The organism is Candidatus Chloroploca mongolica (genome assembly GCF_004762035.2).
In the GTDB taxonomy this organism is placed as follows: domain Bacteria; phylum Chloroflexota; class Chloroflexia; order Chloroflexales; family Chloroflexaceae; genus Chloroploca; species Chloroploca mongolica.
Genome location: NZ_SIJK02000084.1, coordinates 1 through 16193, shown reverse-complemented (window position 1 = coordinate 16193; position 16193 = coordinate 1). Strand labels below are relative to the sequence as shown.

The 16193-nt window shown below is 58.4% G+C and carries 16 protein-coding genes; 11 read left to right on the top strand and 5 right to left on the bottom strand.

Annotated elements, in window-relative coordinates; all coding sequences use genetic code 11:
• Positions 1–198 precede the first annotated feature (198 nt).
• The 5 genes from EYB53_RS23405 (at position 199) to EYB53_RS23385 (ending at position 1940) form a co-directional block, all read left to right on the top strand.
• Complete coding sequence (locus tag EYB53_RS23405) at positions 199–603, top strand: thiol-disulfide oxidoreductase DCC family protein (protein ID WP_135481668.1); 405 nt, start codon at positions 199–201, stop codon at positions 601–603.
• A 9-nt stretch (positions 604–612) separates the two neighbouring features.
• Entirely contained in the window at positions 613–909 is a 297-nt protein-coding gene (locus EYB53_RS23400; RefSeq protein WP_135481665.1) for a hypothetical protein, read from the top strand.
• A 153-nt stretch (positions 910–1062) separates the two neighbouring features.
• The gene (locus tag EYB53_RS23395; RefSeq protein ID WP_135481663.1) at positions 1063–1320 is read left to right on the top strand and encodes a hypothetical protein; all 258 of its coding nucleotides are present in this window, start codon (positions 1063–1065) and stop codon (positions 1318–1320) included.
• A gap of 8 nt (positions 1321–1328) precedes the next feature.
• Entirely contained in the window at positions 1329–1715 is a 387-nt protein-coding gene (locus EYB53_RS23390; protein WP_135481661.1) for a TIGR04086 family membrane protein, read from the top strand.
• A 21-nt stretch (positions 1716–1736) separates the two neighbouring features.
• Positions 1737–1940 carry a 2-hydroxymuconate tautomerase family protein gene (locus tag EYB53_RS23385; protein WP_135481659.1) on the top strand — a complete coding sequence of 68 codons (204 nt, stop codon included), beginning with the start codon at positions 1737–1739 and terminating at the stop codon, positions 1938–1940.
• Here EYB53_RS23385 and EYB53_RS26795 read toward each other — a convergent pair.
• Genes EYB53_RS26795 through EYB53_RS23370 form a run of 3 tightly spaced genes read right to left on the bottom strand, consistent with a single transcriptional unit; the run spans position 1935 to position 5010 of the window.
• On the bottom strand, positions 1935–2894 hold the full coding sequence (locus EYB53_RS26795) for an RluA family pseudouridine synthase (protein WP_135481656.1): 960 nt from the start codon (positions 2892–2894) through the stop codon (positions 1935–1937). The genes EYB53_RS23385 and EYB53_RS26795 overlap by 6 nt on opposite strands.
• On the bottom strand, positions 2891–3589 hold the full coding sequence (locus EYB53_RS23375; RefSeq protein ID WP_135481654.1) for a LutC/YkgG family protein: 699 nt from the start codon (positions 3587–3589) through the stop codon (positions 2891–2893). The genes EYB53_RS26795 and EYB53_RS23375 overlap by 4 nt, the downstream gene beginning before the upstream one ends.
• On the bottom strand, positions 3586–5010 hold the full coding sequence (locus tag EYB53_RS23370) for a LutB/LldF family L-lactate oxidation iron-sulfur protein (RefSeq protein WP_135481652.1): 1425 nt from the start codon (positions 5008–5010) through the stop codon (positions 3586–3588). The genes EYB53_RS23375 and EYB53_RS23370 overlap by 4 nt, the downstream gene beginning before the upstream one ends.
• A 188-nt stretch (positions 5011–5198) precedes the next feature.
• Between EYB53_RS23370 and EYB53_RS23365 the strand changes: the two genes are divergently transcribed.
• The 5 genes from EYB53_RS23365 to EYB53_RS23345 all read left to right on the top strand — a co-directional run bounded on the left by EYB53_RS23365 (position 5199) and on the right by EYB53_RS23345 (position 11101).
• The gene (locus EYB53_RS23365) at positions 5199–7832 is read left to right on the top strand and encodes a GAF domain-containing protein (RefSeq protein WP_135481650.1); all 2634 of its coding nucleotides are present in this window, start codon (positions 5199–5201) and stop codon (positions 7830–7832) included.
• Positions 7829–8572, top strand: a complete 744-nt coding sequence (locus tag EYB53_RS23360) for a response regulator transcription factor (RefSeq protein ID WP_135481648.1) — start codon at positions 7829–7831, stop codon at positions 8570–8572. The genes EYB53_RS23365 and EYB53_RS23360 overlap by 4 nt, the downstream gene beginning before the upstream one ends.
• A 119-nt stretch (positions 8573–8691) precedes the next feature.
• The gene (locus EYB53_RS23355) at positions 8692–9033 is read left to right on the top strand and encodes a PAS domain-containing protein (RefSeq protein WP_167857573.1); all 342 of its coding nucleotides are present in this window, start codon (positions 8692–8694) and stop codon (positions 9031–9033) included.
• A 216-nt stretch (positions 9034–9249) separates the two neighbouring features.
• Positions 9250–9546: an isoamylase early set domain-containing protein gene (locus EYB53_RS23350; RefSeq protein ID WP_167857572.1), complete on the top strand. Its 297-nt coding sequence runs from the start codon at positions 9250–9252 to the stop codon at positions 9544–9546.
• Between the two features lie 391 nt (positions 9547–9937).
• Positions 9938–11101: a TRAP transporter substrate-binding protein gene (locus EYB53_RS23345; RefSeq protein WP_135481643.1), complete on the top strand. Its 1164-nt coding sequence runs from the start codon at positions 9938–9940 to the stop codon at positions 11099–11101.
• 88 nt (positions 11102–11189) lie between these two features.
• On the opposite strand, the gene trpE is transcribed toward EYB53_RS23345, so the two are convergent.
• Both trpE and trpS read right to left on the bottom strand, forming a co-directional pair.
• Entirely contained in the window at positions 11190–12698 is a 1509-nt protein-coding gene (gene trpE, locus EYB53_RS23340) for an anthranilate synthase component I (RefSeq protein WP_135481642.1), read from the bottom strand.
• A 128-nt stretch (positions 12699–12826) separates the two neighbouring features.
• Entirely contained in the window at positions 12827–13828 is a 1002-nt protein-coding gene (gene trpS, locus EYB53_RS23335) for a tryptophan--tRNA ligase (protein ID WP_135481641.1), read from the bottom strand.
• Positions 13829–13936: 108 nt separating this feature from the next.
• On the opposite strand from trpS, the gene EYB53_RS23330 reads away from it, so the two are divergent.
• Complete coding sequence (locus tag EYB53_RS23330; RefSeq protein ID WP_371879152.1) at positions 13937–15892, top strand: glucosidase family protein; 1956 nt, start codon at positions 13937–13939, stop codon at positions 15890–15892.
• The last annotated feature ends 301 nt before the right edge of the window (positions 15893–16193 follow it).

The following is a 16193-nucleotide window of genomic DNA, read 5'->3' as shown; positions in this document are numbered from 1 at the left end:
CGAACGTCATGACGCTCCCTCGGCCCGTGAATAAAAAAACCTACCCCCAAAAGGGCAAGCGCCCCGGAAAGGATCGCTTATATGCGTAAAAAAGAGCGCCGTGCTATTCAGATCGCCAGCGCACTGGTGCTTGGCTTTCTTGCGTTTGTCTTGATCGTGACGGCTATTGCACCCTATTAGTCTAGAATGTCGTGTCGTATGTCTACCCATCAGTATGCGCTGTTGTTTGATGGCAAGTGTCGTATCTGTAGTAGTCAGGTCGAGACCATTGCAGCCTATAACGACGATGGTCTCATCGAATTGCTTGATATGAATTCGGCTGAGGCACGTGAGCGGTTTCCGCAGGTGACCCCCGCAATGGCGCAGCGCGAGTTGCATCTGGTCGCGCCTGATGGTACCTTCTATCAGGGTGCCGACGCCGTACGCGAAACGCTGCTCCGCTTACCATCATTGCGCGGTCTGGGCGAGCTCATGCGGTTGCCCGGCGCAATGTTCATTGCCCGCCCGCTCTATGCCTGGGTGGCCGCAAATCGGTATACGATCGGTGGCCGCACCGAAGAGTGTACCGATGGTACCTGTCAACCCTACCGCTCGCAGAGTTAAAGTGAGCCTATGCGCGTTGTGGTTGTCTCACTGGTCTTGTTGTTCGTGATGCGCGTTGCTGGTGCGTCAGGCTACGAACAGGTTACGCTCGCTGCGCTGCCCCTGTTTGTGCCTGACCAGTGCGTGCATACCTGTCAACCCTTCTTTGAACCTGAACCAACTCCCAATGATGGTGCGCACGAACCACAACCACTTGGCTATGGGGTGGTTCTGGCGCTAGCCTGTCTCTTCGGGTTGTCAATCGTTGCCCTCACCGGCGGAATCGCAATGAAACGTCGGTTTGATGCGATGAGTCCCGATGAATAGGGCGAATCTCAGCAAATCTGCCTTGCCAGACATGGCAAAACTGGTGCATAATAAGAACAGAGGGTGGTCAAAAGATGTGCGTCATCGTGCATTTGCTGTGCAAGCCCCACCTGTACACCAACAAGGTAGATTTGCGAAAGAGGAGCTCGTCGTATGCCTACGCTATTGCACCTGGTGATGACCGGTGTCTGGGGGATGACGCTGATCATCCATACACGGCGTCTCTGGCGCCTTGCCTGTGTTGAGCAATTGCGTCATTGGGAAGACGAGCAGCGCCTCCGCACGGGGTGGAACCGTATCTGGTGGTGGCTCGGTCAGGACGAGTTCTGGAATGAGGTACGCTCGGATTGCCTCAAGGCAATTGAAATTACGCTCATGATCTTTGTGCTTGCGTGGGGTATGAGTCAATAGAAGCTTTTTTGACATCTGACCGTGGGGTGCAGTGGATCGCAGTCGCAATTGGCTGGATGGTTGATTTTTCGCTGCGCATTTTGCTTCAGGTGAGCCTCTTCTGGTTTGGGTTAACGGCTTTTTTTCGTGACCCCGAAATGACCAATCCCATTCATCTGGTAATTCTTGGCCTCGTGTTGCTCTCGACGGCTATTGGTGGCTTTGTCGCCGCCCGGGTTGCCGAACGCTCCGAGGCACTGCACGGGATGCTCGTTGGTCTCGTCGGCATTCTGGCCGTCGCAGCAACCAGTATCGGGCTCCAACCGACACCGCTCATCTTCATTGTGGCCCAGATTGTCAGTGTGGGCACGGCAACCCTCGGCGGTCTGCTGGCCTCTCGCTTTCGGTTGCGCTAAATCACCAGGAAAGAACCATCTATGCCATATGTCAATATCAAAATCACCCGCGAAGGGGCGACCGCTGAGCAGAAGGCTGAGTTGATCCGCCGCTCTACCCAGATGCTGAGTGAGGTGCTCGGCAAGAATCCGGCGACAACCGTTGTGATTATCGAAGAGGTCGAGACGGATAACTGGGGTATCGCCGGGGAAAGTGTGACGGTTCGCCGTCAGCGCGGCTCATAAGGCCGCACGCTCAACCCAGTCGCGCAGATCCTCGGGCAAGGGGCAGTTCAGGTGGAGTGGTTCGTGTGTCACCGGGTGCGTCAGGCTGAGTAGGCCGGCATGCAGAAGATGCCGTTTAATTGGCACCCCGGCAACCTCGGTTAGCCCGCCATAGGTGGCGTCGCCGAGGATCGGATGCCCCAGGTGCGCCAGGTGAAGCCGGATCTGATGCGTGCGCCCGGTGTGCAGTTCAGCCTCGATCAGCGCGTAGTCACCGTACCTGTGCAGGCACTTGAAACTGGTCTGTGCTGATTTGATGCGCCCGCCACCTTGCGGTAACGTCTGACCAATCTCATCTTCCCCATAGAGACGCCAGCGCCCGTGCGCTGACCGTCCGTGGCCTGTCGTCAGAGAGCAATGCATCCAATCGGGGCTGCCAGCACATACCGCCAGATAGCGTTTGGTCACGCTGCGACCAGCAAATGCATCATGCAGCGCACGGTTGATGCCGGCGTCACGACTAAAGAGCAGCAACCCCGAGGTGTCGCGGTCAAGTCGGTGCGCCGGATGCAAGACGAGGTCTGTACCGTCGCGCGCCATGAGGTAGGTTTTCAGCGCAACCCATACATTGCCAAACCGATCCCACGGGGTTTCGATGGTGTACCAGCCAACCGCTTTATTGAGCACAACCAGCCAGCGATCTTCGTACACAAGATCAGCCGCCGTCACGACCGGCTCGGCATAGATACCGTTCGGAGGCAGGCGGATCGTCACCTGATCCCCCGGTTCAAGCGTCAACTCCGACGACAGAACCCGCCGCCAGTTCACCCAGACTCCGCCACGTTCCAGCGCCGTTGTGCCCACCGTGCCAGCCATAGATGCGACAAGTTCGGCGAGAGGCACCGCACTCTCACCTTCACTGACGGTATGCATGATAATGGAGGGCGACAGCGCTGAATCAGGCGCACTGCTCACGGTGTCTGCACAAGCACAACGTGGAGTTCGGGCGGCCCGTGAATGCCCAGCGAGAGTGTCATCTCGATATCAGCCGTGCGCGAAGGGCCACTGATCAACGTTAGGTTGCTGGTCACATCAAAAAGCGTCCCGGCATAGCGTTCACGCAAACGAGCCATCGCCTCACCGAGCCCCCGGACGATCTGGTCGCTCCGGATCACCGCAATGTGCGCCGGCGCCAGCAACGACGCCAGCCGCGGACGGCCCGGCCCGTGGTAGAGCACCAGGCTGCCACTCTCGGCGATCGCAAACTCGGCCCCCGAAAGACAAACCGGGGCCGGTTCGAGCACCTGCAACTGCGCCTTCCGCACCTCGTCGCGCACCACCGGTTCGAGCACCTGCACCCCACGTTCAGCCAGCAGTTTGTCAAGACCGGGGAGTCCAATCTCCGCGAGATCCCAGGCGACTGCCGTCGTGGCCTGGCGCTCCTCAAGCAGGGTCGCAAGAGTTTCGAGGGCCTCTTCATTATCAGCAACCTGATAAACGCGACCCTCCAGTTTGGTCAATTCGGCGGCAAACTGTGCCGCCAGATCATCGGCGGGCGGCAGCACAAACGGTGGGGGCGTATGCGACGCCTTGTGTGCCTCGGCCTCAAGCCAGGCCCGGTTCGAAGCGAGACTCGTCCGTAACGTTGCCAACATCTGTTCACGACTCATTGCGTACGCCCTTTCTTCTGGCGTTCTTCCCACCATTCGCTAAAGCTCTGCGAGCCCTGGGGTTGCGGGAAATCGCGCCCGTGCGTCCAGAGGTGCAAGGGAGGCGGGAGATGACGGATACGCCCTTTACGCCCAATGAGGCGTGAACCGAGGCGGGCTGCGCGGCCACCAGCGCGATAGACCAGTGGATTCTTCATCATGAGCGCGTAGCTCTTGATGCCTGCGGTTTCCACCGGATGGGCCTTGCCGGCTTTGACGGCATCAGCGCGCAGACGCAGCAGCATATCCGGGATCGCAATCCCGACCGGGCAGACCTCCTGGCAGGCTCCGCAGAGCGAACTCGCCTGAGGCAAAAGGTAGGCATCGGGCAGATCGGGCTGAAGGAGCGGGGTAAGGATCGCCCCGATGGGTCCCGAATAGACGCCGCCATAGGCATGGCCGCCGATCGCCTGATAGACTGGACACGCATTGAGGCAGGCCCCGCAGCGAATGCACATCAACGACTCGACATACTGCCCACCCAGGATGCGCGAACGGCCATTGTCGAGCAACACCAGATGAAATTCTTCGGGGCCATCGGCCTCGTCGGGACGCGCCGGGCCACTGATAATGCTGGTATAGACACTCAGTTTCTGGCCGGTGGCCGAACGCGCCAGCACCTGGAGCATCACCGCCAGATCATCAAAACGCTCGACAATGCGCTCGATGCCCATAATCGCCACATGGATGCGCGGCACCGTCGTCGAGAGGCGGGCATTGCCCTCGTTCTCAACAATCGCGATGGCACCCGTATCGGCGACACCAAAATTGACCCCGCTGATGCCCATTTCAGCCTGGAGAAACCGTTGCCTCAGCGCCGTCCGCGCCGCACGGATCATCGGCGGCACCTCAGTCGTCGGCGTCATCCCGAGGTGCTTCTCGAAGAGCGCACTCACCTGCTCGCGGGTCTTATGGATCGCGGGGGCAATAATATGCGACGGCGTTTCGCCGGCAAGCTGAATAATATACTCGCCGAGATCAGTTTCGACAACTTCAAAGCCAGCGTGTTCGAGGGCATGGTTGAGGTGAATCTCCTCCGAAGCCATCGACTTGGATTTGACGATGCTCTTGACCCCACGGTCGCGGGCAAGATCGACGATATAGCGGCGGGCGGCTTCACCATCAGCGGCCCAGCAGACCTTGCCACCACGGGCCTCGACCTGATCGGCCAGACGTACCAGCAACTCATCGAGTTTACTCAACGCATTGGCCCGTAACGCCCGCGCCTGACGGCGTAGCCCATCAGCATCTTCAAGCGCATCAATCGCCCCGGCCCGATTGCCCACAAAACGTGTGGTTGCCCGCTCCAGCGCCGTCTTCAAGGTCTCGTCATGCAGCGCCGTATCAACCCTGTCGTGAAAATGAAGCGTCTGGGTAGCCATAGCATGAATTCTAGTGGATTGCTACCACGAAGATGCAGTTGTCATGCGATCAGGTCAGGTAGATGTCATACGAACACGACCTGGAGCGATCTCCCGCAACATCATCGTAGCGACCCGATAGCTATTAAATGAGGAATTGGCTATAGTGTACCATAAAAGGTACAATAGAGAGCGAAAGGAGCACAAAGATGCCACGCACAATCCGCCGTACGCCTCGTCGGCGTCTCCAGCATGCCAATCGCCTTTACCGAGTGCTGAGTCGGGTCAGTGAGACGATTGTGCGCCGGAATGACCGGCTGCTGCTTTTTGCCGATGTCTGTCAGATTGCGGTGGAAGAAGGGGGCTTCAAACTCGCCTGGATCGGCATGGTAGATGAACGGACGGGTCGCGTTGTGCCGATGGGCGTCAGCGGGGAAGCGTCCTCATATCCCTATGCGATCAAGGTGACGAGCCGGGATGAACCGGCGGGGCGTGGGCCAACAGGCACTGCTATTCGTGAAGGGCGTGCGGTTGTCTGCAACAACATTGCCGACAGCGTCAACACACGTCCGTGGCACCATCTGGCGGCCCATCATGCCTTACGAGCCTCAGGGGCGTTTCCGCTTGTTGTCTATGGACGAGCCATCGGTGCGCTCAACCTCTATGCCGATAGCCGGGGCTTTTTTGATCGGCAGGAAGTCGGCATGCTCGAACAGGTCGCAAATGTGATCTCGTTTGCGCTCGAAAAACTGGAAGAAGAAGAGCGCCGCAACCGCGATGAGACCAACCGCCAGCTTGATATTGAACGGCAAGAGGCCCTGCTGCACCTGACCGAGATGACCAGCCAGAGCGAACGTGAGGTGATCGAGTATGCACTCGAAGAGGCAGTGCGACTGACCAGCAGCAGCATTGGGTACCTCCACTTTGTGCTTGCCGATGGCGTCAACCTCCAACTCTTTACCTGGTCAAATAGTGTGCGCGAGGCCTGTTCGGCCGCCGCCAATACCCACTATCCCATCGCCAGCGCTGGCGTGTGGGTGGATTGCCTGCGGACGCGGGCACCCGTCTTCCACAACGATTATCAAAATCTCCCCAATCGTCATGGCTACCCCGAAGGGCATATCCATCTAGTCCGCCATATGAGTGTCCCGCTGATCGACGGCGACCAGATCGTGGCAATTGCTGGCGTGGGCAATAAACTTGATCATTACGACGAGAAAGATGCCCGTCAGTTGCTCCTCTTTATGAGTGGCATGTGGGCGATGATCCAGCGCAAACGCGCCGAGTCGGCCCTCCGCGAGAGCGAAGCGCGCTACCGACGCCTCACCGAACATGCCCCTGATATCATCTATCGGTATCGCCTGCACCCCGATCCAGGCTTTGAGTATGTGAGCCCGGCAGTTACGACCCTGACTGGCTATACCCCAGACGATCATTATGCCGATCCGCAACTTGGCTATAAATTAATCCATCCTGAAGATCGCCATACCCTAAAAGATATGGCGGAAGGAGGAGTGAGTTTCAAGCCAATTGAATTGCGCTGGGTACGCCGCGATGGCACTGAACTCTGGGTTGAACAACGCAATGTGCCTGTCTACAACGCTACTGGCGAGATCATTGCGATCGAGGGGATTGCGCGTGACATCACGGATCGCAAACTCGCCGAGACGACCCTGCGAGCTGAGCGGGCCCAACTTGAATACTGGGTGATGGAGCGAACGCGTGATCTGCGCCACGAACGTGATCGCACCCGTGCGATGCTCGAAGCCTTGAGCGAAGCCGTGATTGTCGTTGATCCAAACGGGGTCATTGACTACCTCAACCCTGCCGCGACCACCCTCACCGGGCTGCACGGCGGGATCAGTCCGACCGTCTGGGCATGGTGGCGCACACAGACGGCTGACGCAAACCCGAATGCTCAACTCTGTGCAGCGCTGAAGACTGGACGCCGCTGGCAGGGTGAAGTTACGATGGTTGATGCCAGTGGCATTCCCTACGATGCGGCGATCACGGTTGCCCCACTCTTCGATCCTGATGCACCAGGCCATCCCGTGCGTTTTGTGACGGTTCACCGCGATATTACGGCAACCCGAGCTGCCGAGCGGATGAAGGATCAGTTTGTCTCGAATGTCTCGCACGAGTTGCGCTCACCCACTTCGTTGATCACCATGCTTTCGGGCAATCTCGAATTGCTCTACCACCGGCTTGATGATACCCGTCGCCTCGCGATCATTGCGGATATTCGTGCCCATACCCGTACGCTGAACGAACTCATCGGCAGTGTCCTGGAAATTTCACGCATTGACGGCGGGCGTGTGGATGGTGAACGCCACAGCATCGATCTGATGCGCCTGGTACGCGACGAGGTAGCCCAGTTTCTGCCGATAGCGCGGCGCAAACATTTGAGCCTGACGGTCGAGCGAGGGCAGGCCCTGCCCATCATTGCGGAAGAGGGCCAGATACGCCAGGTCTTGCGCAATCTCTTGACCAACGCGCTCAAGTTCACGCCTGAGCATGGCCAGATTGTGTGTACAGGGGTCATCGTTGCCGATCAACTTGATCATACCTGGCCTGGACACGTACGCCTGCCGCCAGGGCAATGGGTGGCCCTACGGATCAGCGATAGTGGCATCGGCATTCGGGCAACTGATCTCCCGCATATCTTTGAACGTTTCTATCGTGCCGAAACCCAGGGTAACATCCCTGGCACAGGGCTGGGCCTCTCGATTGCCAGTGAACTGGTGCGCCTGCATGGAGGCACGATTGAAGTCAGGTCGAGCCTAGGAATGGGCAGTACCTTTGTCATCTATCTGCCCCTTGACAGTGATGAAGAGGCCATATGAAGAGCATGGCTGCTATTCTCGTCATTGACGATCAGATTGAGCATCTGCAAGCCGTACAGATGCTACTCGAGGCCGAAGGGTATCGCGTGACGCTGTGTACCTCGGCGAGCGAAGCACTGACCATCCTTGAAACAGAGCCGATCAATCTGATTCTGGCCGATGTCGCGATGCCGCAAATGAATGGCTACCAGTTGCTCGAAGCGATTCGCCGTCGGGTTGAATGGACCGGGATTCCCCTGGTCTATCTGACAGGCCGTGCCCTGGATAGCGATATTCGGTTTGGCAAAGCGCTCGGCGCTGATGATTACCTCACGAAGCCGATTCAACCGGAAGATCTCCTGGCCGTGGTCGAGGGCAAATTGCGACGCTATGCCCAACTGCTCCAGCGGACACCCGTTGCCCAGCCAGCCGTCGCCGAGCAACTGCTCTACCTCGGGCCTCTGCAGATTGATCCTGAGCGCCACCGCGCCTGGGTACACGAAGAAGAACTGATGCTCTCTGCACGAGAATTCACCCTGCTCACCTGTCTGATGCGTCAGGCTGGCCGCATCATGTCAGCACGAGAGTTGGTACGAATCACGCACAACCTTGACCTCGACGACACCGACGAAGCCCGTGAACTCGTCCGCCCCCTGGTACGCACCCTCCGACAGAAACTGAATCTTCCACTTGGACAACCAGGATCCATCGAAACCGTGCGCGGCCTGGGCTATCGTATGCTCGAAGTTCCCCCGCTCTAAGCCCACCAAACTTCACGCAAACTTCCCGTAAGTTACGCTTCTCAACATAGGTATTCTCGGTTATGCTGTACACAAGCTTGCCAGAATATTGACAAAGTATGTTCAGAATGCACTTCGTTATGACCCAGCACTTGCCAGCCACTCCCGACACTAACAGTCGTTCGCCGCTGTGTGCCACGATCAACCTGAGCGGATCAATCATCACCCTCAATGGGGCATGGCACGAACAGCTTGGGTGGCCCGCCGAGGGCTTGCTTGACACGATTTTTGTCACCCATGTCTATCCTGATGATCTCGAGCACGTGATCAGTGCGATCCATCTGGCCGTCAGTAACGAACAACCTGTGCGCTTTCGTTGCCGCTACAGCCACTACAATAACTCGTATCTGCCAATTAACTGGCAGGCCCACTTCAAGCTTGATACCCTCTGCATTGAACTGATCGGCCTCCTTGCACGATAATTCCGCAAATTGCACGGAAATTGCACGCCTGATTGCAATGACATTCAATGCACAATCCGGTATGCTCCATGCTATAGACACATCCCCGTAACGCCAACATCCAGGTCAGTTGTGTCCTCGATTGTTTTTACCTCTCGCTCAATGGAACAGTTTTCCATGCCAGGATCGCATGAACGTAGGGGCTGCTTCCAACAAGGCATTCAAGGAAAATGTACCATGGTTATCAAACACACTGTACCGGATCAACCCGACAAGCTGCAACTCACCTTTTCTGTACCTTCGTCGATCTGGGCTGATCAGATCTATCTGGTTGGCGATTTCAACGAATGGAACGCCCGGGCCACTCCACTGCGCCGCTATGAAGAGGGTTGGAGTGTAGCCCTCCTGGTTGACCGTGATAACCGTTACGGTTACCGCTACTTGCTTGACGACCATTCAGATATGTGTGACTGCCACGCCGATGCGTATGCACGCTCGGCTGATGGTAGCGCGATCTCTGTCGTTGTAAGTTAATACCACGCCGTCAAACCTCAGGGCGATTGCATCATACGAAATCGGATACAACGGGGCACCCGCAAGGGGTGCCCGTACAGGGCCGGGGGCCGATCCCGGTGTAGGGGCACCCCTTGCGGGTGCCCTTGCGGGTGCCCTTGCGGGTGCCCTTGCGGGTGCCCTTGCGGGTGCCCCTTGCGGGTGCCCTTGCGGGTGCCCTTGCGGGTGCCCCTTGCGGGTGCCCTTGCGGGTGCCTTGACGGGGTGCCCTTGCGGGTGCCTTGACGGGGTGCATACACGGAAGATGCAATCGCCCTGAGCCCTAAAATACGCTTGCTTGAAAACACGAGACCTGTTATAATGTACCAACGTTTTCCCTGTCCCGTAATAATAACAGATGCTCAGGAGCAAGCATGAAACGACGTGAGTTTCTTCGCGGCGCAGCGGCTGGTGTACTCGGTACGGTCGGCATGACTCTCGCCGCATGTGGTGGTGCCCCCGCAGCCCCTCCCGCTGCTGATGCCACAGCCGCCCCCGGTGAAGCCCAGGCACCTGCACAGGCTTCGTCACTACCAGCCGTTGAGTGGCGCATGGGTACGAGTTGGCCTATTTCGCTTGATACGATCTATGGTGGTGCCACGGTGCTCGCTGAGCGCGTTAGCGAGTTGACCGATGGGATGTTCAAGATTACCACCTTCCCCGCTGGTGAGTTGTTTGGTGGCCTTGAGGTGCTGCAAAATGTGCAGCAGGGTACCGTCGAGTCGGGCCACTCGGCGATGTATTACTACGTTGGCCTCAACCCGGCCTGGGGTATCGCAACCGCGCTGCCCTTTGGTTTGACCGCTACTCAGCAGAATGCCTGGCTCTACCACGGCGGTGGCAACGAGGTTCTCGATAAGCTCGCCGCTGAGTTTGGCTCGGTGATCTTCCCCGCTGGCAATACCGGCACCCAGATGGGTGGCTGGTTCCGCCGTGAGATCAATACCGTCGCTGACCTCCAGGGTCTGCGTGTGCGTATCCCCGGCCTCGGTGGTCAGGTCATTCAGCGCCTCGGTGCCGTGACCCAGACGATCCCCGGTGGTGAGATCTTCCAGGCACTCTCGACCGGTGCCGTTGATGCCGCCGAATGGGTCGGCCCCTACGATGATGAGAAGCTTGGCCTTCCCGATGCTGCGCAGTTCTACTACTCGCCAGGCTGGTGGGAGCCAGGCCCAACGCTGCATGCGATGGCCAGCACCGATGCGTGGGGCAAGCTTCCCGTTGAATACCAGCGTATCTTCAAGGTCGCTGCCTGGGAATCAAACCTGAATATGATTTCCAAGTACGAGGCCCTGAATGGTGATGCCCTCCAGCGCATTCTCTCGGGTGGCAAGGTTCAGTTGCGTGTCTACAGCGATGAGATCATGGGTGCTGCTCAGAAAGCTGCTTTTGAACTTTACGAAGAGAATGCAGCCAGTACGCCGATCTTCAAAGAGATCTTCGAGCCATGGAAGGATTTCCGTAATCGCGTCTATGGCTGGAATAGCGGTAACGAGGCGAATTTCACCAACTTCGTCTACAATAATCCGATCGGTTAACGAGTTCAAACTCGTTCAGATTGCACGAGGGGCGCGACGGCGAAACCGTCGCGCCCCTCGTGCGTTTCTCTTTCCTATCTTCTATTTCCTAAAGCATCGTCTCTGCCAAGTCAATCGCCCGCAAGAGCGCCGCCGCTTTATTGCGACTCTCCTGGTATTCCGCTTCCGGATCACTGTCCGCCACAACACCCCCACCCGCCTGAATGTAGGCAACCCCGTTCTGCACGACCATCGTGCGCAACGCAATGCATGTGTCCAGGTCGCCGTTAAAGCCAACATGCCCAACACACCCCGCGTAGATGCCCCGCCGATTGCCCTCGAGCTCGGCAATGATCTCCATCGCCCGAATCTTTGGCGCCCCACTCACCGTGCCCGCAGGGAAACACGCCCGCAGCGCATCAAGGGCTTTTAGGTCAGCACGGAGTTTGCCTGTCACATGGCTCACCAGGTGCATGACATGGCTATACTTTTCGACAAACATAAAGTCGGGTACGCGGACGGTTCCTGCCTCGCTGACCCGACCGATGTCGTTGCGCCCCAGGTCAACCAGCATCAGATGTTCGGCCCGCTCTTTTTCGTCATGCAACAACTCGTCAGCGAGCGCGGCATCCTCCACCAGATCATGCCCCCGCCGCCGCGTCCCCGCAATCGGGTGCGTCAGCACTTCACCCTCCTGTACCCGTACCAACAATTCCGGCGAGGCCCCAACCAGATCGCCTTCTGCCGTGCGCAATAAGAACATGTAGGGTGATGGGTTGACCGTGCGCAGAGCGCGATAGATGGTCACGGGGTCAGCTGTTGTCGGGCGGGTGAAACGCTGCGAGGGCACCACCTGAAAGATGTCGCCCGCCATGATGTACTCTTTGGCATGCAAGACGTTCGCGTGGTACGCGTCGCGACTCACGTTTGATTGGGGCTCGGTCGGCACGACAGGCCCGAGCGCTGAGTGCGGTTCGTAGTTGCGCTCGCCGCCTACCAGACGATCACTCACGCTCACCGGCTGGCGTAGTCGTTCCACCAATGCCTCGATGCGCGCCGTGGCCCGCTCGTACTCTGCCTCTAGATCCTCGGCATCAAGGTGAACGTGAGATAAGACCTTGATCTTGTGGCGCAGATGATCAAAAATCAACAGCGTATCCACAAACATCCAGAGACCTTCCGGCATCTGGTAGGCACATGCCTCGGGCACGGGAAGCCGCTCGAAGTAACTGACTGTCTCGTAGCTCAGGTAGCCAACGGCGCCCCCAACAAAACGCGGCAGATCTGGCAAGCGCACCGGTCGGTAGGCGTTGAGATAACTGTCGAGCACCACCAGCGGATCAGTATAGGTAAGCGTCTGTTTGTATCCGCCCTGCACGGCCTGCGCCGTGCCGCGATCAAGCCGCAACACCATATACGGATCACTGCCGATGAACGAGTACCGGGCGATATGCTGCCCACCTTCAACACTCTCGAGCAGAAAACTATAGCTCCCGTGCGCCACCTTGAGATACGCTGAGACTGGCGTTTCAAGATCGGCCAGGATCTCACGGTAGATTGGGCAGAGGTTGCCCTGCCCTTGCAAGGTGCGTATCGTTTTGAGATCGGGTGTGTACATGGTTTTCCTTTTTGTTTAAGGGGCTGCCGCCCCAAAACCGTTCGCATCAAACCTGCCAGGTGTGCGCGGGGACACCGCTCCGTTCCCCCAAGGATCGCGGCGGCGCACACCTGGCAGGTTTCCTCGCCTCAGGTTGCTAAGACAAACCCAACTCGCTCCATGACAAGACGAACTTTTGGTTCGGCAACGGCCCGCGCCTGCTCGGCCCCGATGACGAGAATGCGATCCAGTTCTGCCGGATCGTCAATCAGATGATAGTAACGCTCACGGATCGGACGGAGCACTTCGATGACGGCTTCGGCAACGTCGTTTTTTAGCGCACCATACCCCTTGCCCGTAAAATGGGCTTCGATGGCGGGGCGACTCTGTCCAGTTGCGAGTTCATAGATCTGTAGCAGGTTGTTGACCCCGGCCCGGGTGGGATCGTTGCTAAAGGTGATGTCGCGCCCGGGGTCGGTGACCGCACGCTTCACCACCCAGCGGATCTCGTCGGGTTCGTCGGTGATGCGGATCGCATGCCCCCGCGTAAAGTCGCTCTTGCTCATTTTGGCCGTCGGATCGTTCAACGCCATAATGCGTGCTCCAGTCTCGCGGATCACCGGCTCTGGAACCACAAAGGTTTCACCATACAGGTAATTGAAGCGCTGGGCAATGTCCCGCGTCAGCTCAATGTGCTGCTTCTGGTCTTCCCCAACCGGAACTTCATGCGTATCGTAGAGTAAGATGTCTGCGGCTTGCAAGACTGGATAATCTAATAAACCCGCCAGCACACTCTCTTGTTTTTGTGCTTTCATTTTATACTGGGTCATGCGCTCGAGCCAACCCAGCGGGGTAACACAGTTGAGAATCCAGCAACACTCAGCATGCGCCCGCACATGGCTCTGCACAAAGAGCGTTGTTTGTTGCGGATCGATGCCCGCCGCAATCAGCAGGGCCGCGAGTTCACGCGTCTGGCGTCGCAACGCCGCAGGTTCTTGTGGCACCGTAATCGCATGCAAATCAACAATGCAGATGAAATTGGTCTTTTCACCCTGGCCGGCCACCCACTGCTGGATCGCACCAAGATAATTACCCAGATGCAGCATGCCCGAGGGTTGAATCCCCGAAAAGACACGCGGTTTCGGACTCATGTTCGTTTCTCCTTGTCTATCAGAGCCGCAGGGCATGGTATACTTCCCCGCAGAAAATGACCCTGTGCTCGCTCTATGTCTGTTTATCCAACCACGAAAGGAACCTCAGTGCCCCGTTTGCTCTCACTGCGCCTGTTCGTTCTGGTGATCCTGATCGTGTTCACTTCGTTGCCCCTGGCCCCTGTCCAGGCCCAGCCACGCGCTTCATTTACCAGTGCCAGCCCGGTGGTGGCTCCGTTGACCCCGGTGGTCGTCAATGTCAATGTGGCTGACTATAGTGGCCCTGCCACGCTCCTTGTCTTCGATGGTCGTGGACGTGAGGTCGGGACGTTCTCCTTGACGCTCGCCAACGGCTTCGGTGCGGTCGAGGTGTTACCCCGCGGTGCCCTTGGCAACCATTGGGCCGCGCTCTTTCTCGACGATGGCCGCCAGGTCACCAATGGAACACTCTATCGCCTCGATGCCCAGACGACCATTGAAACTGGGGTCGCTCCCTTTGATCAGTTGTATGGGCGCGTGGCCGAGTTTATGGCCTCGAAACGCCTGAGCTATACCCTCGACGGCAAACCCGTTGTCGGCTACCGCTCGCCTGATAGCCCCCTCCTCTGGTTGCGTGACCACTACTACCAGAATCGCGCCTTTCGCTACTTCGAGACCGACCTGACCAGTCTGCTCGAAGCCAACCGGCGCATCCAGGCCGAAGATGGAAGCCTGCCCGATTTTGTGGCCCGACCCGATTGGAACATTGCCGCAATGCGTACCCCCGTCGAGGCCGACGTCGAATACCTCTATGTCCAGTTGATCTACGAGACCTGGCAGACCACCGGCGATACAAACTGGATGCTCGCGATGCTCCCCTCGGCGCAGAAGGCGATCAACTATACGCTGACCTCACCCATTCGCTGGGAACCCACGCTCGGCCTGGTCAAACGTCCCTTCACGATTGATACCTGGGATTTCGAATATGGGCCAACGACAACCGACCCCGACACCGGCAAACCAGCGCCACGCCACTGGATCGATGAGCAGACGAAATGGGGCATCTTCCATGGCGACAATACGGGCCTAGCTGAAGCGTTGCGTTCGCTGGCGATGATGGAAGAGCAGGCCGGCCAGGTCGAGCTTGCGGCCCAGCGACGCAGCCTTGCCAACGACATTATGGTGCGCCTCAACCGGCTCAGTTGGAATGGCAATTTCTATACCCACCACGTCAAACTCGTGCCTTACCAAGTGCCGGGGGTTGACGAAGCAACCCAGTTGAGCCTCTCGAATGCGCTTGCGCTCAATCGAGGGGTTTTGAGCCTGACCCAGGGTCGGGCGATCCTGGCCGAATATCAGCGGCGACTCAATGATCCTTCGCGTACCGCCTTTGCCGAATGGTACAGCATTGACCCGCCCTTCCCACCAGGCGCCTTTGGTCTCGACGGGCGCCTCGGCGAGCGCCCAGGCGAGTATGTCAACGGTGGCGTTATGCCGCTGGTCGGCGGCGAACTGGCGCGCGGTGCCTTTCGCCACGGCTACGAGAGCTACGGATTTGATATTCTCTACCGCTACGACCAGTTAATCCGTCGTACCGGTTCAACCTATCTCTGGTACTATCCGACCGGCGGCGTGGCGATTGTACGCGAATTTCTGCCCACCGACGGGTGGGGGTCGAGTGCGATGCTTGGTGCCTTGATCGAAGGTGCAGCCGGCATCGAAGACCGCGGCCTGACCTACAACACGGCTCGTCTGAGCCCACGCTGGCTGGCCGATCCACGTACCGCCATCACCAGCGCCTACGCGGTTGCCCGCTATGCCGCCTCAAACGGGTATGCCGCCTACCGCTGGAACTACACCCCACCGGCAACACGCGGGGGCGACAGTCGGTTGACCCTTGAAGCCACCGGCAGCGGCGAGAACATGCAGGTACGCCTGCTGCTGCCGCCGGCGCTCCGCACTGTGCGCAGCGTCATCCTCAACGGACAACCTGCGACCTACCAGATTGAAACCATTGGCCCAAGCCGCTATCTCACGCTCAACGCCGCCGGGCCACTTGTTAACGTACAGGTCACACTCCGCTGAACTGCCGCCGAAAACGCCCCTCCAGCGGTATGGGGCCAAGATGCACGCCTTCGCCGCTGGAACTAATCGGCATCACCGCCGCCGAAAACGCCCCTCCAGCGGTATGGGGCCAAGATGCACGCCTTCGCCGCTGGAACTAATCGGCATCACCGCCGCCGAAAACGCCCCTCCAGCGGTATGGGGCCAAGATGCACGCCTTCGCCGCTGGAACTAATCGGCATCACCGCCGCCGAAAACGCCCCTCCAGCGGTATGGGGCCAAGATGCACGCCTTCGCCGCTGGAACTAATCGGCATCACCGC